Source organism: Paraburkholderia polaris, assembly GCF_012927345.1.
Taxonomy (GTDB): domain Bacteria; phylum Pseudomonadota; class Gammaproteobacteria; order Burkholderiales; family Burkholderiaceae; genus Paraburkholderia; species Paraburkholderia polaris.
In genome coordinates this window covers 109,263-128,982 of the sequence record NZ_JABBGJ010000016.1, presented here as the reverse complement: position 1 = coordinate 128,982, position 19,720 = coordinate 109,263, and the positions used below count along the sequence as shown (strand labels likewise).

Annotated in this window: 22 protein-coding genes, 1 tRNA gene and 1 pseudogene; 13 read left to right on the top strand and 11 right to left on the bottom strand. The window is 62.1% G+C overall.

From position 1 onward, the window contains the following. Positions 1-158: 158 nt before the first annotated feature. The 5 genes and pseudogenes from rlmB to HHL24_RS16715 all read left to right on the top strand — a co-directional run bounded on the left by rlmB (position 159) and on the right by HHL24_RS16715 (position 3,693). Positions 159-905 carry a 23S rRNA (guanosine(2251)-2'-O)-methyltransferase RlmB gene (gene rlmB, locus HHL24_RS16735; RefSeq protein ID WP_169486555.1) on the top strand — a complete coding sequence of 249 codons (747 nt, stop codon included), beginning with the start codon at positions 159-161 and terminating at the stop codon, positions 903-905. A 198-nt stretch (positions 906-1,103) separates the two neighbouring features. Beyond that, positions 1,104-1,799, top strand: coding sequence for a ribose-5-phosphate isomerase RpiA (rpiA, locus tag HHL24_RS16730; RefSeq protein ID WP_169486554.1), 696 nt, complete (start codon positions 1,104-1,106; stop codon positions 1,797-1,799). A gap of 376 nt (positions 1,800-2,175) precedes the next feature. Further along, positions 2,176-2,766 (top strand): annotated as a pseudogene (locus HHL24_RS16725) (glycosyltransferase); the annotation flags it as partial. A gap of 208 nt (positions 2,767-2,974) precedes the next feature. After that, complete coding sequence (locus tag HHL24_RS16720) at positions 2,975-3,274, top strand: type II toxin-antitoxin system HigB family toxin (protein ID WP_169486553.1); 300 nt, start codon at positions 2,975-2,977, stop codon at positions 3,272-3,274. Beyond that, the gene (locus HHL24_RS16715; protein WP_169486552.1) at positions 3,271-3,693 is read left to right on the top strand and encodes a helix-turn-helix domain-containing protein; all 423 of its coding nucleotides are present in this window, start codon (positions 3,271-3,273) and stop codon (positions 3,691-3,693) included. The genes HHL24_RS16720 and HHL24_RS16715 overlap by 4 nt, the downstream gene beginning before the upstream one ends. Positions 3,694-3,891: 198 nt before the next feature. Here the strand turns inward: HHL24_RS16715 and HHL24_RS16710 are convergent, their stop codons facing one another. Together HHL24_RS16710 and HHL24_RS16705 are read right to left on the bottom strand one after the other, a co-directional pair. Then, positions 3,892-5,277, bottom strand: a complete 1,386-nt coding sequence (locus HHL24_RS16710; protein WP_169486551.1) for an undecaprenyl-phosphate glucose phosphotransferase — start codon at positions 5,275-5,277, stop codon at positions 3,892-3,894. Between the two features lie 45 nt (positions 5,278-5,322). Continuing rightward, positions 5,323-6,057, bottom strand: a complete 735-nt coding sequence (locus tag HHL24_RS16705; protein ID WP_169486550.1) for a Crp/Fnr family transcriptional regulator — start codon at positions 6,055-6,057, stop codon at positions 5,323-5,325. Between the two features lie 726 nt (positions 6,058-6,783). On the opposite strand from HHL24_RS16705, the gene HHL24_RS44800 reads away from it, so the two are divergent. From HHL24_RS44800 to lepB, 5 genes are all read left to right on the top strand, one after another. Further along, positions 6,784-7,017, top strand: a complete 234-nt coding sequence (locus tag HHL24_RS44800; RefSeq protein WP_169486549.1) for a hypothetical protein — start codon at positions 6,784-6,786, stop codon at positions 7,015-7,017. A 142-nt stretch (positions 7,018-7,159) separates the two neighbouring features. Further along, positions 7,160-7,693, top strand: a complete 534-nt coding sequence (locus tag HHL24_RS16695) for a GNAT family N-acetyltransferase (RefSeq protein ID WP_169486548.1) — start codon at positions 7,160-7,162, stop codon at positions 7,691-7,693. A 704-nt stretch (positions 7,694-8,397) separates the two neighbouring features. Beyond that, positions 8,398-9,117 (top strand): FadR/GntR family transcriptional regulator, encoded by a 720-nt coding sequence (locus HHL24_RS16690; protein ID WP_169486547.1) that lies wholly within the window; start codon positions 8,398-8,400, stop codon positions 9,115-9,117. Between the two features lie 154 nt (positions 9,118-9,271). Further along, positions 9,272-10,258, top strand: coding sequence for a Gfo/Idh/MocA family protein (locus HHL24_RS16685; protein ID WP_329606680.1), 987 nt, complete (start codon positions 9,272-9,274; stop codon positions 10,256-10,258). A 243-nt stretch (positions 10,259-10,501) separates the two neighbouring features. After that, positions 10,502-11,200, top strand: a complete 699-nt coding sequence (gene lepB / locus HHL24_RS16680; protein ID WP_169486545.1) for a signal peptidase I — start codon at positions 10,502-10,504, stop codon at positions 11,198-11,200. 162 nt (positions 11,201-11,362) lie between these two features. Here the strand turns inward: lepB and HHL24_RS16675 are convergent, their stop codons facing one another. The 7 genes from HHL24_RS16675 to HHL24_RS16645 form a co-directional block, all read right to left on the bottom strand. After that, positions 11,363-12,022: an amino acid ABC transporter permease gene (locus HHL24_RS16675; protein ID WP_169486544.1), complete on the bottom strand. Its 660-nt coding sequence runs from the start codon at positions 12,020-12,022 to the stop codon at positions 11,363-11,365. Between the two features lie 97 nt (positions 12,023-12,119). After that, complete coding sequence (locus HHL24_RS16670) at positions 12,120-12,914, bottom strand: cystine ABC transporter substrate-binding protein (protein WP_169486543.1); 795 nt, start codon at positions 12,912-12,914, stop codon at positions 12,120-12,122. A 302-nt stretch (positions 12,915-13,216) separates the two neighbouring features. Next, positions 13,217-14,194, bottom strand: coding sequence for a quinone-dependent dihydroorotate dehydrogenase (locus HHL24_RS16665; protein ID WP_230417490.1), 978 nt, complete (start codon positions 14,192-14,194; stop codon positions 13,217-13,219). A 240-nt stretch (positions 14,195-14,434) separates the two neighbouring features. Further along, on the bottom strand, positions 14,435-15,256 hold the full coding sequence (locus tag HHL24_RS16660) for an arginyltransferase (protein WP_169486541.1): 822 nt from the start codon (positions 15,254-15,256) through the stop codon (positions 14,435-14,437). A gap of 104 nt (positions 15,257-15,360) precedes the next feature. Continuing rightward, positions 15,361-16,098, bottom strand: coding sequence for a leucyl/phenylalanyl-tRNA--protein transferase (aat, locus tag HHL24_RS16655; RefSeq protein WP_169486540.1), 738 nt, complete (start codon positions 16,096-16,098; stop codon positions 15,361-15,363). Positions 16,099-16,107: 9 nt separating this feature from the next. Next, entirely contained in the window at positions 16,108-16,653 is a 546-nt protein-coding gene (locus tag HHL24_RS16650; protein ID WP_035550671.1) for an NUDIX hydrolase, read from the bottom strand. 433 nt (positions 16,654-17,086) lie between these two features. Further along, positions 17,087-17,163 (bottom strand) — tRNA-Met (locus HHL24_RS16645). 247 nt (positions 17,164-17,410) lie between these two features. Here HHL24_RS16645 and HHL24_RS16640 point away from each other — a divergent pair. Continuing rightward, a complete protein-coding gene (locus HHL24_RS16640) occupies positions 17,411-17,908 on the top strand; it encodes a heme-degrading domain-containing protein (RefSeq protein ID WP_169486539.1) in 498 nt (165 codons plus the stop codon). Positions 17,909-17,918: 10 nt separating this feature from the next. Beyond that, positions 17,919-18,251 carry a DMT family transporter gene (locus HHL24_RS16635; protein ID WP_407947509.1) on the top strand — a complete coding sequence of 111 codons (333 nt, stop codon included), beginning with the start codon at positions 17,919-17,921 and terminating at the stop codon, positions 18,249-18,251. Positions 18,252-18,254: 3 nt separating this feature from the next. Here HHL24_RS16635 and HHL24_RS16630 read toward each other — a convergent pair whose 3' ends face one another. Together HHL24_RS16630 and HHL24_RS16625 are read right to left on the bottom strand one after the other, a co-directional pair. Beyond that, the gene (locus HHL24_RS16630; RefSeq protein WP_169486537.1) at positions 18,255-18,638 is read right to left on the bottom strand and encodes a hypothetical protein; all 384 of its coding nucleotides are present in this window, start codon (positions 18,636-18,638) and stop codon (positions 18,255-18,257) included. Between the two features lie 66 nt (positions 18,639-18,704). Further along, positions 18,705-18,896 (bottom strand): hypothetical protein, encoded by a 192-nt coding sequence (locus HHL24_RS16625; RefSeq protein ID WP_169486536.1) that lies wholly within the window; start codon positions 18,894-18,896, stop codon positions 18,705-18,707. A gap of 266 nt (positions 18,897-19,162) precedes the next feature. On the opposite strand from HHL24_RS16625, the gene HHL24_RS16620 reads away from it, so the two are divergent. Next, on the top strand, positions 19,163-19,447 hold the full coding sequence (locus tag HHL24_RS16620) for a DUF1488 family protein (RefSeq protein WP_169486535.1): 285 nt from the start codon (positions 19,163-19,165) through the stop codon (positions 19,445-19,447). Positions 19,448-19,720: the final 273 nt, after the last annotated feature.

The following is a 19,720-nucleotide window of genomic DNA, read 5'->3' as shown; positions in this document are numbered from 1 at the left end:
GCATCGGGTACGTTGAAACGTACCGGTTGCGCGCGGTCTTCGTTTCATCGCAATCAAGTCAAGTAGCGAGACAAGCTACTCAAGCAACACAGTAAGCAGGCTCGCATTCATCACAGCAGCGCGCGTTCAAGGCGCGCTCAATCAAAGGTTTTTCAGTCATGTCACGTCTCAAGGTTCTATACGGTTTCCACGCAGTGACCGCGCGCATGCGGCACGATGCGTCGACGGTCGAAGAGGTTTATTACGACGCGACGCGCAAAGACCGTCGCATGACCGAATTCCTGCATGCGGCGAAAGAAGCCGGCGTGCGTCTGATCGCCGCCGACGAAACGCGTCTGTGGGGGCTCGCGCATACCGAGCGTCACCAGGGCGTGGTCGCGCGTGCGACCGACATGCCGCTTGCGCAGAACCTGGCCGAACTGCTCGACGGCATCAACGGTTCGCCGTTGATTCTGGTGCTGGACGGCGTGACCGATCCGCACAATCTCGGCGCCTGCCTGCGCGTGGCCGATGCGGCCGGCGCGCACGCAGTGATCGTGCCGCGTGACCGCGCGGTGGGTTTGAACGCGACGGCTGCGAAGGTGGCGAGCGGCGCAGCCGACACCGTGCCGTACATCACGGTCACCAATCTGGCGCGCGCGCTGCGAGAGTTGAAGGACGCGGGCGTGTGGGTGATCGGTACCGCCGAGGAGGCCACCAAGAGCCTCTACGAGACCGAACTCGACGGTCCGGTTGCACTGGTGATGGGTGCCGAAGGCGAGGGCATGCGCCGTCTCACGCGCGATACCTGCGACGTGATCATGCAGATTCCGATGGCGGGTACGGTCGAGAGCCTGAACGTCTCCGTGGCGAGCGGCGTTTGCCTGTTCGAAGCGGTGCGTCAGCGGTCGGTGAAGAAGAAGTAAACAGCCGCCGCCTCATTCGACGCCGGTCCGTTCGCCGAACCGTCAACGTTCATGGCAGGGCCGGCTCGCATGGCACGGGCAAAAGCGGCGTTCCGGTGCTCGCGGCGACCATTTTTAGCGGTCACCGTGCCTGGTAAATCCGGCGCTCGCTCGCCACTCCGGTAAACTTGTGGTTTTTACTGCTCGCCTGCATTCCCCATGACCCAAGACGAACTCAAGCAACTGGTCGGCCAGGCCGCCGCCGACTATGTGAACGCCAACGTGCCGGAAGGCTCCGTGATCGGTGTCGGCACCGGCTCCACCGCGAACTGTTTCATCGACGCGCTGGCCGCCAGCAAGACCCGCTATCGCGGCGCGGTGTCGAGTTCGCTCGCCACCACCGCGCGTCTGCAATCGCACGGTTTCAAGGTGCTCGACCTGAACGAAATCGATTCGCTGCCGGTGTATGTGGATGGCGCCGATGAAATCGACCACAGCGGCGCGATGATCAAGGGCGGAGGCGGCGCGCTGACGCGCGAGAAGATCGTCGCCTCGGTGTCGGACGTGTTCGTTTGCATCGCCGATGCGAGCAAGCTGGTCGACACGCTTGGCAACTTCCCGCTGCCGATCGAAGTCGTGCCGATGGCGCGTACCGCGATCGGCCGCCGCGTGACGGCGCTCGGCGGCGTGCCGGTGGTGCGCGTGACCAAGGAAGGCGTGCCGTTCATCACCGATAACGGCAACGAGATCATCGACGTCAAGGGTCTGCGCATCAGCGACCCGCGCACGCTGGAAATGCACATCAATGCATGGCCGGGCGTAGTGACGGCGGGCCTGTTCGCGGGCCGCGGCGCGAATCTGTGCATGCTCGGCACGGATACGGGCGTCGAAACGATCGAATACAGCAAGAGCTGATCACCGCGCTTCTGCAGCCGCGTGCGAGCCTGCTTCAGCGGGCTCGCTCTTGCGCATTGCCCTGCGTCGACCAGCGCTAACTTGCGCCGACCTCCATTAGCGCTCGGCTTGCCCGATCGCCTGCATCATCCGCTGCAAATACGGATCCACTGAGAATTCAGTTTGCTCATCGGCGCGCAATGCGTCGATCGTCGGGCGCATAAAGTGCGAAGTCGGGCGAAGTGATTGAACGCGTCGTTCGCAAGAGGCGAACAGCGCGTCCTCATTATTCGCGGACTGTCACGCGTCGAATGTGGGCATACGCACGCACGGCAAATGATGCGGCACATACACTCGTTGGTATGGCCATGCGGCGCTTATCTACAGGCGGGAGATCATGAAAGTGGCGATCGTGCACGACTGGCTCGTCGCACCCGGCGGCGCAGAGAAAGTGCTCGAACAGATCATTGAGTGCTTTCCCGATGCCGATCTCTTCAGCATCGTCGATTTCCTCGAAGACCGCCGGCCACTGGGCGGCAAACCCGTCACGACGTCGTTCATCCAAAGCCTGCCGTTTGCGCGGCGCCGCTATCGCGCGTATCTGCCGTTGATGCCGCTGGCCGTCGGCCAGTTCGATCTATCGGGCTACGACCTGCTCATCACGAGTTCCTATGCGCTCGCCAGGGGCGTGCTGGTCGGCCCCGATCAGACGCACGTGAGCTACGCGCATTCGCCGATGCGCGACGCGTGGGATCGGCAACACCACTATTTGCGTGAAGCGAATTTGACATGCCGGCCGGGGTCATGGGTCGTGCGTGCATTGCTTCATTGTCTGCGCGGCTGGGATTCGCGCTCGGCGAACAGCGTCGACCGTCTGATCGCGAATTCGCAATTCGCCGCGCGGCGCGTGATGAAAATTTGCCGGCGCGATGCGGCGGTGATTCCGCCTCCCGTCGACGTGCACAAGTTCGAACTGTGCACGCATAAAGCGATGCATGAACCGCGGTCGATCATCTCTTTATTCGCATATTGAGAACTTCGCAATATGCGAATAAAATGCTTTCGTCGTACCGTAGTAAGCCGTAGCTGGCGGTTCGGTCTATGCCGTCCGGCTGACTATTGGCGTCGATCCCGTCCCATTAGCCTTGCAGGTAGAGCGTGCATGTTCAGTGCGCGAGACCATGCGAGGAAATTCGATGCGGGTCATTTCAAAGAAGGCGTTGCTGGACTTTATAAAGAGACATCCGGAGGCGCGCAGTGCGCTGTTGACGTGGTACGCACTGGCGCAGGCTTGCCTCGCGTATGGCTATAACGACCTGAAGCAGACGTTCGCGGGCGTGGACTATGTGCCTCCGCAATACACTGTTTTTAATGTAGGCGGCAACCGGTTCCGGATCATCGCGGCGATTCACTACAACAGGCAGTCGTTGTTCGTTCGTCACGTACTGACGCATGCGGAATACGACCTTTGGACGAGGAAGAATTTAAACTCATGAACGCCGATCGCCTTCCGGGAGCCTTTCCCGACATCGCTCAAACCTGGGCTGCCCTGCAAGCCCAGTTGCCCATTACGCCGATTCGCAGCGAGCTGGACTATCAGAAGATGGTGCGGCTCGCCAATGCGCTCGCCGATCATCTGAACGGTAACGCGGAGGATCCGCTGGCTGATCTGTTCGCGATCGTCACCGACCTGATCGAGAACTGGGAAGCGAGCAACGTGACAATCCCGAAAGCGGAGCCGCGTGAGGTGTTGCGGCATCTGCTGGAGACGCACGGGCTCAGGCAAAAGGATTTGATCGGGATCGCATCGCCCACCGTGGTGAGCGATATTCTCGCGGGCCGGCGCGCCATCAGCAAAAAGGTGGCAAAGGCGTTGGCTCTGCGTTTTCATACCGACGTCAGCGCGTTTCTGTAAGCAGGGCGCAGCGCCAGCCTTGTGCCTGGCGCTGTGCTGACGATTGTCATATCAGCCGCGCTCCCGTTCTATACGCGTGAGCCGTGCGCCAATGCAAAAGGGCTGCGCCTGGATCCGGCGCAGCCCGTTCGTTGTACAGCCTTTAACCCGATTTATCGTGATCTGTAAGCAACCGGCAGAGGCCCCGGAGCGGCACAGTCAGAAGGCGTTGCGGCCGACGAATCCCTTGAAAATCGTGATGAACACGATCTTCATATCAAACCAGAACGACCAATTGTGGATGTAGAAGAGATCGAACTTGACGCGCGTCTCCATCTTTTCGACCTTGGTGGTGGCGCCGCGATAGCCGTTCACCTGCGCCCATCCGGTGATGCCCGGTTTGATCCGGTAGCGGTTCATATAGCCGTACACCTGGTCCTTGTAGAGATCGTCGTGCTCGACCGCATGGGGACGCGGACCGACCACCGACATCTGGCCGAGCAGCACATTCAGAAATTGCGGCAATTCGTCGAGACTGGTGCGGCGCATGAAGCCGCCGAGCTTCGTGATGCGCGCGTCGTTGCGCGCGGCCTGGGTGACCTGGCCGTGGGCTTCGTGGTGCACGGTCATCGAACGGAACTTGTAGATGGCGAACGGCTGGCCGTCCACGCCCTTGCGGGTCTGGCGGAAGAACACTGGCCCCGGCGAGCTCAGCTTGATGCCGATCGCGAGCACGATGAACACGGGCGCGAGCGCCAGCAGCGCGGCCGCCGCGAACAGGCGGTCGAAGATCAGCTTGGACCACATCTGCGGCGGCGAGACGGGGGTCGCGCTCAGATTGAGCGTCGGTAAACCGACGACATTGACCAGCGCGTGGTTGAAAAGCGAGAGGCTGCGTACATCGGGAATGAAGCGCAGATTCACGAAGTCATGCCTGAAGATGCGCGTGAAGCGATAGATCGTATGTTCTTCGGAAAGCGGTAAGGCGAGCCACACCTCGTTCACATGCTCTTCGCGCACCTTGGCGGCGAATGCATTCAGATCGGTCAGCACCGGCAGGCGATTCAGACGCGCGCCATACGTGCCGGCGGGTTCGATGCTGGTGTCGAATATGCAGACCGGCTTGAAGCCGGCTTGCGGCGCATGGTCGAGATGCGCCAGCAACGTACGCGAGAAACCGGGCGCACCGACGATCGCGACCGTGCGGAAGTTCATGCCGCGCCGGCGCACACTGCGCAAGGCCACATGCACGAGGCACTTGGTGACGATGATCAGCGCGCCGGAAATCAGCGTCGAGTAACCGAACCACAGCCGCGAAACCGCATCCATGCGGTGCAAGGTGAACGCCAGCACAAGGGCGGTGGCAACCACCACCAGCCACGCGGCGGCAACTCTTAACAGCATGGAAGACAGCGCCTTGCCGCGCCACGGTTCATAGACGCCGAAGCCGGGAAACAGCAGCAAGACGAGCACACAGTTAAAGGCGATCAGGAGATGCTCGGTGTCCGACAACGCAATCGGCGTCGAAAAACGCATCCAATGAGCGAGCAGGCCGCCCGCAATCACAAAGAGTGCATCGAGACATCGCGCAGTATTCCTGAACATGATGATCCACCCTGTAATCGGGCGATGCAGCCTTTGGTGCGCTGCTTATTCGACCGTTTCAGCCTGGCGCAGGCGCGGCAGCAGGCGGTCGAATTCGCGTTTGACGAGGCCGTAGCATTCGCAGGCGCGCGCTTCGAGACCTTTGCGATCGAGTATCTTGATATGACCGCGGCTGTGATGAATCAGACCGTCGTCGTGCAACTTGCCGGCTGCTTCAGTGATGCCTTCGCGGCGCACGCCGAGCATGTCGGCGATCAGTTGCTGGGTGACCGTCAGATCGTTCGATGCCACGCGGTCCACTTCGATCAGGAGCCACCGGCACAGTTGCTTGTTCAACGCGTGGTGGCGATTGCAGGCAGCGGTCTGCGCGACTTGCGTGAGGAGGGCGTGCATGTAAAGCAGCATCAGGCGGCGCAGGAAGTCAGAGCGTGCGAAGTGCTGCTTGAGTGCCTGTGCGCTCATCCGGTAGGCGAAGCCGGCGCATTGCACCTGCACGCGATTCGGCATGGTTTCGCCGCCCGTGAGCACCGGCACGCCGGTCATGCCTTCGCGGCCGACCGCGGCGATTTCGACCGAACTGCCGTCTTCCATCGTCGAGAGCATGGAGATGATCGCAGTGGTCGGGAAGTAGACGTGATGGATGCGTTGACCTGAATCGCACAGCAGTTGTTCGGTGCGTAGATGAACCAGTTCGAGATGAGGTGCAAGTGCTTGCCATTCGTGGGACGGCAGTGCGCCGAGCAAATGGTTGCCGTGCAGATCTGATTGAAGTGTCAACATGATCGGTCCTCGCTGAAGCCGCGCGTCGCGTGGCTTCGTGTTTTTGATCCGATGCCTGCATCCTTTAATTGACGACATGCTGCCTGGCGAGCAGCGAAGGGATGAACAGGAACGGCCCCGTATTGGCCTGATGCGCCACCGCCGTTCTTCTAGATCCAGTTGCGGCGCCGCGGTGTTGCGCTTTCTCTTTAGCGAGGAGCGTGCCAACCGTAGGGGAAACGAGCGCTGGTGCGGCGCAGCGAAGAAAGCCTTAGCGGTGCGCGAAGCCAAACGCGATTTTTTGTTTCAATTCTGTACAACGTCTGTCTAACGCGCGCCGCCTTCGGAGGGTATTTTTATTCGAGCCAAGTCATTGATCGGATTGGGTTAGCGCTTGACGAGCATCTCTTTGCGGCGGATGTCTCAGAGACGGAATCGCCTTTGCGTAAGCGTTGTCGGGGGCCGTCCGGGATGTGCCGGAATTGATTCAGATGTGTTCTATACGGCAAGTACGGCACCGTACAAAGTGTCCTTTTTGAAGACCGGAAAGTCGCAAATAAACCAACAGTGATTCCGCAGACCAGACAGTGGATTCGCGCAGTGCGAGGTTTTCCGCGCCTTGCGAAGCGATAGCTAGTTCAGAGACGACATTCAACCGTAGAAGCTGGCGGATATCGCATTGATCGCGCGGACTTCGCCGGCGGGTGCCTCGTATGTTGCGTCAGCGTTAAACAGTGCATTAGATGCATGTGCAACGATTTTCTCAACGGGGAGGAGCGACACGGTGCAGAGGCGGTTTGGCGGCGGATGGAACCAGTCGTGCGCGGCGTGGTAATGCGCGTCAATGATATGAACGAAGCGCGCAAAGCGCTTCGCTTCGATAATCACCTGCCAGCCGTCAGCGGCGCGCTCGGCGCGGACCGTCAGGCCGAGAGCGTGACAAACGCCTGCACGCCGCTGCGGCAGATGAACCGCTTCTGAAACGATCCGGCTGCTCATCAAAGCCCAGCGTCAGTGCGATGCCGCACGGAAACACGCGTTTCGCGGACGTACTGTGTAGCCATGACAACAGACCGGCGTGCGACGCCGTCCTCGCTGAACTTATTTATCGCTGGGGAACGTGATGAACTGGAAAACGCTGGATTTCGAGCAGCTTTCGGCACGCGAGTTGTATCTGATCTTGCGGGCGCGCAGCGCGGTCTTCGTGGTCGAGCAATCACACGTCTGTCTTGACGCCGATGGCCACGACGAGAACGCGCTACATGTCTTCGCGGTCGAGGATATGGCGCGGCCCATGCCGATCCTGGCCTACGCGCGCCTGCAACCCGGCGACGCCGAAGATCCGGAGATCACCATCGATAAGGTGCTGACGAGCCCGTTGCGGCGCGGCGACGGCACCGCCGAACTATTGATCGAGCGGGTGCTGCAGGCGATCGCCGAGCGTTGGCCGGGACACGCCGCGCGCGTGAGCGCGCCGCTCGGTCTGCGCGATTTCTACGAACAATTCGGTTTTCGCAAGACTGAAGGGCCGTACCTCGAACATGGTGTGCCGTTCATCGGCCTGACGCGCCAGGTGCGCGGCAGCCAGCCGCTCTTTGGGACGCGGCGCCGCGAGCGCGACGGCGCGGCATTCGTCAACACGTTCGAGCTCCTGTGATCAACTGGCTGTATCCCGTCATGGTGGCGTCCTGTCTCACCGTTACGTGATGCCACTGTCCGGACTATCGGCGGACTCTCCTGAGGACCTCGTATATGGCGGACTCCTGATGAGTGTGTACGGTCTGCGCGAGTTCGTTCCACCTATGCCGTGGGACGCGTCCTGGCTGATCTCCTCGAAGAGGCTATCCGAGGGGCAGCCAGTGCCCTTCGCCGTTTTGAGACACCACTTACATTGCCGCTTGCGATACCGGTCACAACGCCGCTCACGACTGGCACGAACTGAAGCGGCAAGCTCGTCGCGTTTCCTTTCAATTCGCCCGTGTTTTACGCATTCAATTGCCGACGATGCTCGGTGCCTGACCCACCGCATCGTTACACCAGTCTTTTCGCGCCTGTCCGAAACCGCCGACGAGGTGAGGATCAGACAATTCGCTCCACTACGTGCGTCTTCGCACTATGCAAATTTTGCGGCGCAGGCACGCTTGAGACGCAAGCTTATGGCCCGTCAAAACATGCGGCGTTACACGGAAGAAACAATTCTTCAGAGGGATAACCCTCTCAGGAAGTTTCCCAACTGGCGCAACCGTTTTGAAGCTAGCAACGTATCGTAAAAGAGCAACTACACACCGATAAAACGACACACCAGGGCTGCTTGATCAACAGGCTACGCGGGGGCAAACACCGCTTCGGGGAGAGTGTCAAATGGAACAGGCAAACAAGGATCGATCGCTGGTCAGCAAAGTCATGGACGGGCTCGTGACCGGCATTGTCGAAGAGAAGTACGGCGCCATACTGCCACCGCAGGATGTGCTGTCGAAGGAGTTCGACGTCAGCCGCACCGTCATGCGCGAGGCGCTGTCGATGCTGCTCGCGCGCGACATGCTGGACGTGCGGCCGAAGATCGGCACGCGCATCCGGCCGATGAGCGATTGGCGCATGATCGACGAGGACGTCGTGAACTGGCGTTTTCGCGCGAAGCCCGATCCGCTGTTTCTGCGCGACGTGATCGAGTTTCGCATCCTGATCGAACCGCGCGCCTCGGCGCAGGCGGCCGCGCGGGGGAGTGCCGCCGACATCGCGGCGATTCGCGAGGCCTTCGAAGCGTTCCGCGCGATCCGGCCGGGCGAGCCTGGCTATCAGGCTGCCGACGAGCTCTTCCACGCGCGCATCGTAGTGGCGAGCGGCAATCAGTTCTTCAAGCAGATGGCGGCGATCATTCGCGGCGCGCTGTCGACCGTCAACCCGATCATCAGTCAGAAGGACGGTATGTGGGAGAAGGCGGTAGGCACGCATCAACGCGTGGTCGAAGCGATCGAACGGCGCGATCCGAAGGAAGCGGAAATCGCCTCGCTGGCGATGATCGACTACACCGCGGAAGAGATCGGCAGCAAGTTCACTTCGGAACCACCGGTGCGCGGCTGAGTGCGGCCGCTACGGCGGCGGCTCAGGTTGCCTTCCCGAGAGAGGCCCGGCATAACGAACGGTGCGGCAGCATGCCCGCGCACACGCGCGCGGCTTGCGTCACAATAGCGCCTGTTCTGAACTGCACGGACTTTAAGGGACGATGACAATTGCAATGCAAGAAGCCTCCTCGGGCGGCATGATTCGCTGGGGGATCGTCGGGACGGGCCGCATTGCCGGTCGCTTTGCTCAAGGACTCGCTCATGTGCCGCATGCGGCACTGACCGCGCTGTGGTCACGTCGCGCGGAACCCGCATTGGCCTTTGCTGCAGAATTCGGCGGCGAGGTATGCGCGAGTTTCGACGCGCTGCTCGCGAGCGGTATTGACGCGCTTTATATCGCCACCGTGCAGGACAGTCACGCCGACTATGCAATCGCCGCGCTGCAAGCCGGTCTGCACGTGCTGTGCGAAAAACCCGCCACCATCAACAAGCCGCAACTCGAGCGCGTGCTCGCGGTCGCGCGCGCCGAGCAACGGCTTTTCATGGAAGCCATGAAGCCGCCGTTTTATCCGCTCTACAGAACATTGCGCGCGCATCTGGATGCCGAGCCGATCGGCGAAGTGGGTCTCGTGCGCGCCGGCTGTTCGGTGCCGGGCGTGCCGGACGACCATCCGTCCATGTCGTTCGAGCATGCGGGCGGCGCGCTGCTCGATATCGGCGTCTACGAGATGTTTCTCGCGGTCGACTGGCTTGGTGCGCCGCGTGAGGTGCAGACGCTCGGGCGGCTCGGCTCGACCGGCGTCGATACGTTCGCGAGCCTGAACAGTCAGCATGAGCGCGGTATCGCCCAGCTGTTTTGCGGACTCGACCTGCATGGCAAGGGCGACGCGTTGCTGATGGCCAAAGACGGGCATGTCACGATTCATGAGCCCTGGTGGAATCCGGCGCGCGCGACAATCCGGTACGCCGACGGTCGTGTGGTCGAACTCGACGAACCGTTCGAGGGTGGCGGTTTGAACTACGAGACCGCGCATTTTTGCGAGCTGATTCGAGCGGGGCAGCTTGAGAGCCCGCTGATGCCGCATAGCAAGTCGCTGCAGATGATCGAAATGGCCGACGCCGCGCGCGCCGCGTTGGGGCTCAAGTTCGCAGGGGAGTGAGGGGCGCTGGGGGCGACTGCCAGCGATTGCGAGCGATTGGGGGCGGCAAGCACAGGTGCGACGAGGGCACATGCACGGCGCTGAAGCAGCAATGCGCACGGGGCGGCTCGAGCGGGGCATGGCGTTGCAGTTGCCGCGCCGCTTCAAGCAGCGGTGGTACGATTTGCGCGGGCGTGCGGACTCGAATAAAAAAGGGCCCGCCTACCCACCGCTTTCGATCACCTTCCACTGGAGCCGCCTGCGATGCGCATGTTTGGAAAATTGTGGCGCGACAACAAGAGCCTCGTCGCCTTTCTGTTTCTGATGGTGCTGTTCCGCAGCGCCGTGGCCGACTGGAACGTCGTGCCGAGTGGTTCGATGTTGCCGACGATCCGCGAAGGCGACCGGATTTTCGTCGACAAGATGGCCTACGATCTGCGCGTGCCGCTTACCCACATCACGATCGCGCATCTGCACGATCCGCAGCGCGGCGATATCGTCACGATCGATTCTTCGGCGGCGCATGAGTTGATCGTCAAGCGTCTGATCGGCTTGCCCGGCGACCGTGTCGCCATGCGCGACAACGTGTTGTACGTGAACGGCGTGCGCGCGGATTATCAGCCGCTGCACCTGAAGCCGCTGCCGGGCGATGCAACATCGCGAGGCGACTATCTGGCTGAGCGCTTCGACGGCGTTGCGCACACGGTGCGGCTTGCGCCCGAGGCGCCGAGTCCGCGCAATTCGTTCGGGCCGGTGGTCGTTCCGCAAGGTGAATATCTGATGCTCGGCGACAATCGCGACGACAGCGCCGACTCGCGTTACTTCGGCTTCTTTCCGCGCAGGGAACTGATGGGCCGCACGCGTCACGTCGCGTTTTCGCTCGACCCGGATCACTACTACAAACCGCGCTTCGAGCGCTTCGGCGCGCCGCTGGATGCGGCGTCGCTCGCCGCCAGCCGCTAGGCGGCGAGCGAAGGGTGGATGAGTGGCGTGCGCAATGTGGCGTTGAGCGAGGGGCGAGGCGGCGCGCCAGGTTGGGTGCTTATTGACGTGCTCAGTGACGTGCTCAGTGACGTGCTCAGTGACGTGCTCAGTGACGTGCTCGGTGACGTGTTCAGTGCGTGCTCAATGACGCGCCGGCAGCGCGAGGCGCTTTTCATACCAGTGCTGCACCCACTCGAGCACCTGGCACAGCACCCAGTAGACCGCGGCTGCCGCGAGGTACAGCGGCAGCGGCTGATAGGTCGACGCGATGATCTCCTGCGCGCTGCGCAGCAATTCGGTCACGGTAATCACCGACACCAGCGACGTATCCTTGATCAGGCTGATCAAGCTGTTTGACAGACTCGGCACGGCGATGCGCAAGGCTTGCGGCGCGATTACATAGCGCAGCGTTTGGCGTCGCGAGAGTCCCAGGCTATAGGCGGCTAGCCACTGGCCGTTGGGAATGCCGAGAATCGCGCCGCGCATGCTCTCCGACAGATACGCCGCCACATTCGCCGACAACGCGATCACGCCCGCGGGGGTGGGGTCGAGCGAAATGCCGAGACTCGGCAAGCCGTAATAGATCACGAAGATCTGCACCAGCAGCGGCGTGCCGCGGAACACGCTCACATAAACGCGCGCGATCCAGTTCAGCGCGCGGTTGTGGCTGACGCCCATCACCGCGAGCACAGCGCCGGCAAAGAGGCCGAAGATCATCGACAGAACCGCGAACTTGACCGTCAGGACGGCGCCCTGTGCGAGCACAGGAAGCGATTGGACGAGCAGGGAAGTGGTGGACATGGGCGGTTGGTAGGGTTGGCGCGCATAGGCGCACATCATGGACAAAAGCGAAGGGCGGCATCATCGACGATGCCGCCCTTCGTTCATCCAGCGCGCGTTACTTGATCGGCTTGCTGACGTCGATACCGAACCATTTGTCCGAGATCTTTGAGAACGTGCCGTCCGCTTCGAGCTGGGTCATTGCGTCGTCGATCGCCTTGGCGAACTTCGGATTGCCCTTTTTGAACGGAATGCCCGACGGGTTGCCCGCGCCGACCGTCGCGCCCGTGCGCAGCGGCAGTTGCGAGTTCTTCATCAGATACGCGAGCATCAGGCGGTCGTTCAGCGCCGCGTCCAAACGGCCGGCGGCCAGGTCGCGCAGGTATTCAGGCGCGCCCGGATACGTCTTCACGTCGATGCCCGGCACCGACTTCGCCATGTCCATGTAGTTCGTGCCCAGACCGACGCCGAGCTTCTTGCCCTTCAGATCGTCGAGCGATTTGAACTGGCGCGTGTCGTCCTTACGCTGGATCAGTTGCGCGGCCGAGTACGTGTACGCTGGCGAGAAGTCGAGCGCCTGCTTGCGTGCGTCGGTGATGCCGACCTGGTTGACGATCACGTCGAACTTGCCCGCCTGCAGACCGGCGATGATGCCGCTCCACTCGGTCGTGACGAATTCCGGTTTTACGCCGAGTTTGGCTGCAACGGCCTTGGCGATGTCGACGTCATAGCCGACCAGTTCGCCCGACGGCGCTTTCGAATTGAACGGCGGGAAAGTGCCTTCCAGACCGATGCGCAGCGTGCCGCGTTGCTTGACCTGGTCGAGCAGGTCATCCGCGTGGGCAGTGACAGCGGTGAACGACGCGCCGATCAGGCCGGCGACGAGCATCTTTTTCAACAAGCCAAATTTCATCCTGTTCCTTTTTTCGTCTGGCGTTTCAACAGACGAAAGGATAACAAAGCAGACTATCGGAACGTAAATATCGTTTGTTTATGTCTATATTACGGATGCGGATTGGGTGATGGCGGGGAGCGGACCGGCTTATGCCCCGCTTATGTCCCGCTTATGTCCCGCTTATGTCCGGTTTGTGCCCGGTTTGGGCCGGCTGCGGCCCCGGCACTGGCCGGCGGCCTAAGCCGGCCCAAGTCGGCTCAAGCCGGCCCGAAACCACGCACGAACCCGCGAGGCCCTAAGACCACGGCTCAACGTTCGCCTTAGCGCAGCGCCTGCGCGCATTCGGCCACGAGCGCCGGTCCGCGGTAGATGAAGCCGGTGTAGAGCTGCACCAGCGAAGCGCCCGCAGCGAGCTTCGCGCGCGCGTCCTCGCCTGAGAAAATCCCGCCCACGCCGATGATCGGAACCGCTTCGCCGACTTCGGCGCGCAGCTTGCGGATCACTTCGTTCGACGCGTCGAACACCGGCTTGCCCGACAGGCCACCGGCTTCGTCGCCGTATTGCATACCGGTGACGGCGGTACGCGACAGCGTGGTGTTGGTGGCGATCACGCCTTCGAACTTGTGGCGCAACAGCGTATCGGCGATCGATTTGATCTGTTCGTCGTCGAGGTCCGGCGCGATCTTCAGCGCCAGCGGCACCAGCTTGCCGTGCATGTCGGCCAGACGCTGCTGCTTGTCCTTCAAGGCGGCGAGCAGCGCATCGAGTTCGCCCGCGCCTTGCAGCTGGCGCAGATTCTTCGTATTCGGCGAGGAGATGTTGACTGTCACGTAGCTCGCGAACGGGTACACGCGTTCGAGGCAGTACAGATAGTCTTCGGCGGCGCGCTCGATCGGCGTGTCGGCGTTCTTGCCGATGTTCAGCCCGAGCATGCCGCGATAGCGCGCGGCCTGCACGTTCTTGACGAACTGATCGACGCCCGCGTTGTTGAAGCCCATCCGGTTGATCACGGCATTCGCCTGCGGCAGGCGGAACATGCGCGGGCGCGGATTACCCGGCTGCGCGCGCGGCGTGACCGTGCCCACTTCAATGAAACCGAAGCCGAGCGCTGCCAGACCGTCGATGCACGCGCCGTCCTTGTCGAGCCCAGCGGCGAGCCCGACCGGGTTCTTGAACGTCAGCCCCATCACGGTGCGCGGCGCATCCGGCACGCGTGGCGCAAGCGCGCCGGCAAGGCCGGTGCGGCCGGCGGCGCCGAGGATGCGCAAGGTCAGGTGGTGAGCGTCTTCCGCGTCCATGCGAAAGAGTTGGGCGCGTACGAGCGGGTAGAGGGAACTGAACACGGGACGAAGCCGGGCGGCCGGAAAATGGGAACCCGCCATTTTACCGGCTTTGGGACTTTAATGAGACTAACTGGAAGTGGGCCAAAGGCGTGAGCCGGTGCGAGCGGCGCTAGTCTTGTGCGACCGGCCGCCGCGCGTACCTGCTTGGCTCCGTCGTGGGGGCCGCACCTGCTTGGTGGACGAGGCCCGCGGACATTACGGCCGCAGCGGCCCGCGCCTGCCCTGAATCGCCAGATCGACCGGCGGCAGATCGATGCTGGCGGGATCGAGCACTTTCCAGGCGCCGTCGATCAGGCCTTCGAGCGGCCGGAAATTCGCCTTGTACGCCATCTTCGGACTCTCGCGAATCCAGTAGCCAAGGTAGACGTAGGGCAGCTTGAGGCTCTTCGCCTGCTCGATCTGCCAGTAGATGTTGTAGGTGCCGAAGCTGGTGTGCGGCAGGCCCGGTTCGAAAAACGTGTAGACCGACGAGAGCCCGTCACCGAGGATGTCGATCATGCTGATCATGCGCAGAATGCCCGGCGCTCCCGGATGATCCGGCAGCGGCTCGCGAAACTCGACCAGCCGCGAGTTGATCCGGCTCTGCAGCAGGAACTGTTCGTATTGATCGCGACTGTCGCGGTCCATGCCGCCACCGGCATGCCGAGCCGACTGATAGCGCATGTACAGCGCGTAGTGCTCTTCGTCGTAATGCAGTGGGGCGACGGTTGCGACCAGCTCGCCGTGCTTCTTCCAGACCCGGCGCTGTGTGCGATTCGCCTCGAAATGATCGACCGGCACGCGCACCGGCACGCAGGCGCGGCAGCCATCGCAATACGGACGGTAGGTGAACACACCCGAACGGCGAAAGCCGGCCTTGACGAGATCGGTATAGACGTCGGAGTTGATCAGATGGCTGGGGGTGGCGACTTGCGACCGCGCGATGCGGCCATCCAGATAGCTGCAGGGATAGGGCGCCGTTGCATAAAATTGCAGCGCTGAAAGCGGGGAAAGAGGCAGCTCGTTGGGATGAGTCACGTTGGCAGCTCTCGAAGCGTCTCTGGTATTGCAAACCCGGCGTGCCTGACGGCTCGTGACCCGCGGCTCGGTAGGCGACGGATCCGGATTCGGCCTGATTCTTTCTACGCCGCCGGCGCGACGACATCGCGCAATACGGTCTTGTCGAAGCGCCAGGGAATCGGCGGTGCATCGACAGACGCGCGAACATGCGCAATGAACGCTTTGCGCGCGATCTCGCGGCCGCCCAGCGACGCCAGATGCGACGTGTTCTGCTGGCAGTCTATCATTTCTATTTCGTGACGGCGCAAGTGTCCGACAAGCGCGGCCAGCGCCATTTTCGACGCATCGGTTACCTCCGCGAACATCGATTCACCGAAGAACATCCGGCCGAACGACACCCCGTACAAACCGCCGACGCGCCGGCCTTCGAACCAGGTCTCGATGCTGTGCGCATCGCCCACCCGATGCAGCGATGAATACGCCTCGACCACGTCGGCGGTGATCCACGTGCCGCGCTGGCCGTGCCGCGGCGCCTGCGCACAGGCACGCATCACGGCGGCGAAATCATGGTCGACACGGATTTCCCAGGCGTCTTCTCGCAGCACGCGCTTTAGCGTTTTGCGCAGCGACGGCGACAGTTTGAATTCGGCGGGGCGCAGGACCATGCGCGGGTCGGGGCTCCACCACAACACCGGCTGGCCGTCCGAATACCAGGGGAAGATGCCGCGCCGATAGGCGTCGATCAGCCGCGACGGCAGCAGGTCGCCGCTGGCGGCGAGCAGGCCGGGTGCGCCGCTGGCCGCGCCGAGCGCGCGTTCGACGGAGGGAAACGGTTCGTCAGGTCCGAGCCAGGGAACCATGCGCGCCGCTCAACCTTCGCGCAGCGAGCGGAAGATATCGCCCGTATGCAGGCCGAAGCTGCCGGCGGCACGGTCGGCGAAAAAGAAACGCAAGGTCTGGCCGACGGTCGGGAAGGCGATTTCGTCCCACGGAATTTCGTGTTCCTCGAAGAGTTTCACTTCGAGGCTTTCCTCCCCGGCCGCGATGTCGAGATCGAGCAGGCGCGCCATATAGAACAGATGCACCTGATGCACGTGCGGCACGTTCAGCAGCGAGAACAGGCTCTGCACCTCGACGCGCGCGCCGGCTTCTTCCAGCGTTTCGCGCGAAGCCGCTTCGGCGGTGGTTTCGCCCATTTCCATGAAGCCTGCCGGCAGCGTCCAGTAGCCGTAGCGCGGTTCGATCGCGCGACGGCACAGCAGCACTTTGTCGTCCCAGACCGGGACGGTGCCGACCACGTTGCGCGGATTCTGATAATGCACCGTGCCGCAACTGCCGCATACGAAGCGCTCGCGGTTGTCACCCGGCGGAATGCTCAGGCTGACGCCGTGGCCGCAGACAGAACAGAATTTCATAGGAAGGGGACGAGAAAGAGTGATGGGAGTTTATCACTGGGGCGAGTTTTGTCGGGAGCGGGCCATGGTGGTGTGTGCCAGTCAGTGCGGGGTGAGGATATTTCACTGGTCAGGCCCTCGCTGGCGCGTGTGCCTGCCACTACCGTTGACGAAGAATGCGGTTCTGTTTGGAGTCCAGATCAATGAGGGCGAACAGGAGTGGCGGTGTGCTCGCGCGGAAGCTGCGGCGCTGAGCGTGATCAGGGTTGCCAAAGATTTGGGTGCTTGTCCGGCTACGGACAGGAGCGCGGGAAGGATGCGCAATTCGGCGTGCGGAACGCGCGCAACTACGTGGCAGAAAACGAGAGGCAGAAAACAAAAAAGGCCTGCCGGTTGGGCAAGCCTTTGATGTTGTTTCGACGTTTCGAACCACTTTAGCTACTTAAGAGCTACTTGGTTGCGGGGGTAGGATTTGAACCTACGACCTTCGGGTTATGAGCCCGACGAGCTGCCAGACTGCTCCACCCCGCGTCCGTCGAAGAAAAGATTATAGGACAAAGCGGCGACCAACGCAATAGCTATTTAAGAACCGGCTTCAATACATGCCAATGCGACGCGGCCTCCACAGCGCGGCGCTTGCCAACGTCGCGGCGCGCATTGCCGGCGTCGCATACCGGAAGGCACTCGTAAGGCGCTGCGCTAGAATCCAGATTCTCTTCGCGCACCGGGATGCATGTGCAACGGCCTGCGCTTCACTTCTTACCTTGCTCTGAACTCCATGGATATCGCTCACGATCTACAGGTGATTGCCGCTCAGGAACATGCGCTGGTGTTCCCGCAATTCGATGCCGACCGCGCATGGCAGGTCGGTGCCTACCTGCACGATGTTGCCAAGGCACGCGGCATCGCCGCCGCCATCGACGTGCGCACGTTCGGCCAGCCGCTGTTCTTCAGCTTGCTCCACGGAGCGACGCCGGACAACGTCGACTGGGCGCGCCGCAAGGGCAACACGGTCGCGCATTTTCGGCGCAGTTCGTACGCGATCGGTTTGAAGATGCAACAGGCGGGTAGCACGCTCGCCGACAAGCACGGCTTGCCGGTCACGGAATATGCGTCCCATGGCGGTGCATTTCCGTTGACGGTAGCGGGCGCCGGCGTGATCGGCTCGATCACGGTATCCGGTTTGCCGCAGCGTGCGGATCACGAATTGGTGGTGGAGGCGCTGTGCGCTCACCTCGGCCACGACTACAGCAAGCTTGCGCTTGCAAAGGCCTGAGGCGATGCGGATGCCTCCTTATGCATTGCTCGCCATTGCGATCGTTGCCGAAGTCATCGCGACCTCCGCAATGCGGGCGTCGGAAGGTTTTTCGCGACTGTTGCCGGCAACAGTCGTGGTGATTGGCTACGGCATCGCGTTCTATTGCCTGTCGCTCACGCTCAAAAGTATTCCGGTGGGCATCGTCTACGCGGTATGGTCCGGCGCCGGCATCGTGCTGATTACGCTGGTCGCGCTCGTGCTGTACCGGCAAGTGCCTGACGTGCCGGCCATCATCGGGCTTGGGCTGATCGTTGCCGGGGTCGCCGTGTTGAACATGTTCTCGAAGATGCAGGCGCACTGAGCGTTACTTGCAGCGCACGATCATCGAACGGTTTTTCACGTTGGCCGAGACGACGTTCGTGACGCTGCCGCCCGCGGCGCCGCCTTCATCGTTGTCTTTCGACACGATGTCGTAGCCGGTCGCGCCACATGCGTTGCCGGCCTGCACGTAGCACGAGGCCCAACTGGAAGCGGCGTCGGCGCCGCTGCAGTTCACAGCAAAGCCCGTCTGACCGTTCGGCAGATTGATCAGCGACGTGGTGTTCGACGATGCGCAGCCGGCGAGACCCGCGCCGAGCAGCATGGCGGCGGGCAGGGCAACAGACAGGGACGCCCTGCGGACGAGAGCAAGCGCGGCGCTGCTAGGTCGGAAGCGGCCGGAGCGGCGCAATTGCGTCATGAAATGCATCGTGATGTTTCCTTTCAAATAGGTATCGAGACTCGCCACGCACACCGGAAGTGTGCCCTACAGGGGCTAAGGCGTTTCGATCGTGATGCCCGCCGCGCTAACCAGTTGGCGGCTTTGCGCGCCGCTTTCGGTTGCCGCGTCTTCCCAGATGCTGATGGCTTTCGGAATGTCGATGCCGTGGCTTTCGGCGTACGCAAACCATTTGTTTGCCGCATCCGGCTCAGGCAGTTCGTGGTTCTGCAGAAAATATTTTCCCATATTGCGCTCGGTGAACTCGAAATGGCGTCACTGCGTCGGCACAGATCGTGCCGGTGAACCGGTTCGACAGAGGCTGGCGGCACAAGTGCAATTCTGCGTATCGATCCGCCTGCAGAACTTATCTGCCCGGGGCGCGCGACATCGAGCAGGAGGGCGAAGGAGGCTGGACCGCGGTCCAGCCGCGCGAGTACTATAGCGGGCATGTCCGGGGGTGGCCGGTTATCGCCGGTGTCCCTTTGCTGCTGGATACTTCTGATGAGGCGACCATGGAAATTCGGTTTCCCGCGGATGCGCCTGCTTACCGCGACTCCAATCTGACGGTTGTGTTTCCCGCGCTCGTGGACGGCGAACCGGTGCCGTGCGCGATCTCGGTCGAGGCGCTCGAGGATCACTTCGGCGCGTACTCAGAGGATCTCGAAGGCTGGATGCGCGCGTTCGACGCCGGGCGTCCGCACATCGAGGCGGTTGCGCGCGAACATTTGCAGATCAGCAATGGCACGCCCGTGCTGCTCAAGAGCGGCCATTTCCCACCAGGCAACGTGGCGGCCTGATCCGGCTCGTATCGCTGACGCGCGGATAACCTCCTTCAAACTCACTCGCTTGCGAAAGCCGTCCTCAGTCAGTCTGTTTTCGCGGCGCCCAGTGCGTGTCGGCGCTCGCCGATGCCGCCTCGCGCGCTGCGTCGAAAGCATGACGGATACCTTCCTCGTATCCTTATTTCCGAGCGCGCCGCTGGATACGGTGGTGGGCGTCGCACTGGATGCCTGGCTGGGCACGCAAGACGCCGGGCAGCCGCGAGGCGTCACGAGTGCTTCCCGCGCGCG

Coding starts and splice junctions, on each gene's coding strand:
- HHL24_RS16695 (WP_169486548.1), top strand. CDS start 7,160: ATGAACTGGAAAACGCTGGATTTCGAGCAGCTTTCGGCACGCGAGTTG.
- HHL24_RS16665 (WP_230417490.1), bottom strand. CDS start 14,194: ATGGACGCGGAAGACGCTCACCACCTGACCTTGCGCATCCTCGGCGCC.
- aat (WP_169486540.1), bottom strand. CDS start 16,098: ATGGTTCCCTGGCTCGGACCTGACGAACCGTTTCCCTCCGTCGAACGC.
- HHL24_RS16635 (WP_407947509.1), top strand. CDS start 17,919: ATGCCTCCTTATGCATTGCTCGCCATTGCGATCGTTGCCGAAGTCATC.
- HHL24_RS16690 (WP_169486547.1), top strand. CDS start 8,398: ATGGAACAGGCAAACAAGGATCGATCGCTGGTCAGCAAAGTCATGGAC.
- HHL24_RS16675 (WP_169486544.1), bottom strand. CDS start 12,022: ATGTCCACCACTTCCCTGCTCGTCCAATCGCTTCCTGTGCTCGCACAG.
- HHL24_RS16715 (WP_169486552.1), top strand. CDS start 3,271: ATGAACGCCGATCGCCTTCCGGGAGCCTTTCCCGACATCGCTCAAACC.
- rpiA (WP_169486554.1), top strand. CDS start 1,104: ATGACCCAAGACGAACTCAAGCAACTGGTCGGCCAGGCCGCCGCCGAC.
- HHL24_RS16685 (WP_329606680.1), top strand. CDS start 9,272: ATGCAAGAAGCCTCCTCGGGCGGCATGATTCGCTGGGGGATCGTCGGG.
- rlmB (WP_169486555.1), top strand. CDS start 159: ATGTCACGTCTCAAGGTTCTATACGGTTTCCACGCAGTGACCGCGCGC.
- HHL24_RS44800 (WP_169486549.1), top strand. CDS start 6,784: ATGTGCAACGATTTTCTCAACGGGGAGGAGCGACACGGTGCAGAGGCG.
- HHL24_RS16720 (WP_169486553.1), top strand. CDS start 2,975: ATGCGGGTCATTTCAAAGAAGGCGTTGCTGGACTTTATAAAGAGACAT.
- HHL24_RS16705 (WP_169486550.1), bottom strand. CDS start 6,057: ATGTTGACACTTCAATCAGATCTGCACGGCAACCATTTGCTCGGCGCA.
- HHL24_RS16625 (WP_169486536.1), bottom strand. CDS start 18,896: ATGGGAAAATATTTTCTGCAGAACCACGAACTGCCTGAGCCGGATGCG.
- HHL24_RS16650 (WP_035550671.1), bottom strand. CDS start 16,653: ATGAAATTCTGTTCTGTCTGCGGCCACGGCGTCAGCCTGAGCATTCCG.
- HHL24_RS16630 (WP_169486537.1), bottom strand. CDS start 18,638: ATGCATTTCATGACGCAATTGCGCCGCTCCGGCCGCTTCCGACCTAGC.
- HHL24_RS16710 (WP_169486551.1), bottom strand. CDS start 5,277: ATGTTCAGGAATACTGCGCGATGTCTCGATGCACTCTTTGTGATTGCG.
- HHL24_RS16640 (WP_169486539.1), top strand. CDS start 17,411: ATGGATATCGCTCACGATCTACAGGTGATTGCCGCTCAGGAACATGCG.
- HHL24_RS16620 (WP_169486535.1), top strand. CDS start 19,163: ATGGAAATTCGGTTTCCCGCGGATGCGCCTGCTTACCGCGACTCCAAT.
- HHL24_RS16670 (WP_169486543.1), bottom strand. CDS start 12,914: ATGAAATTTGGCTTGTTGAAAAAGATGCTCGTCGCCGGCCTGATCGGC.
- lepB (WP_169486545.1), top strand. CDS start 10,502: ATGCGCATGTTTGGAAAATTGTGGCGCGACAACAAGAGCCTCGTCGCC.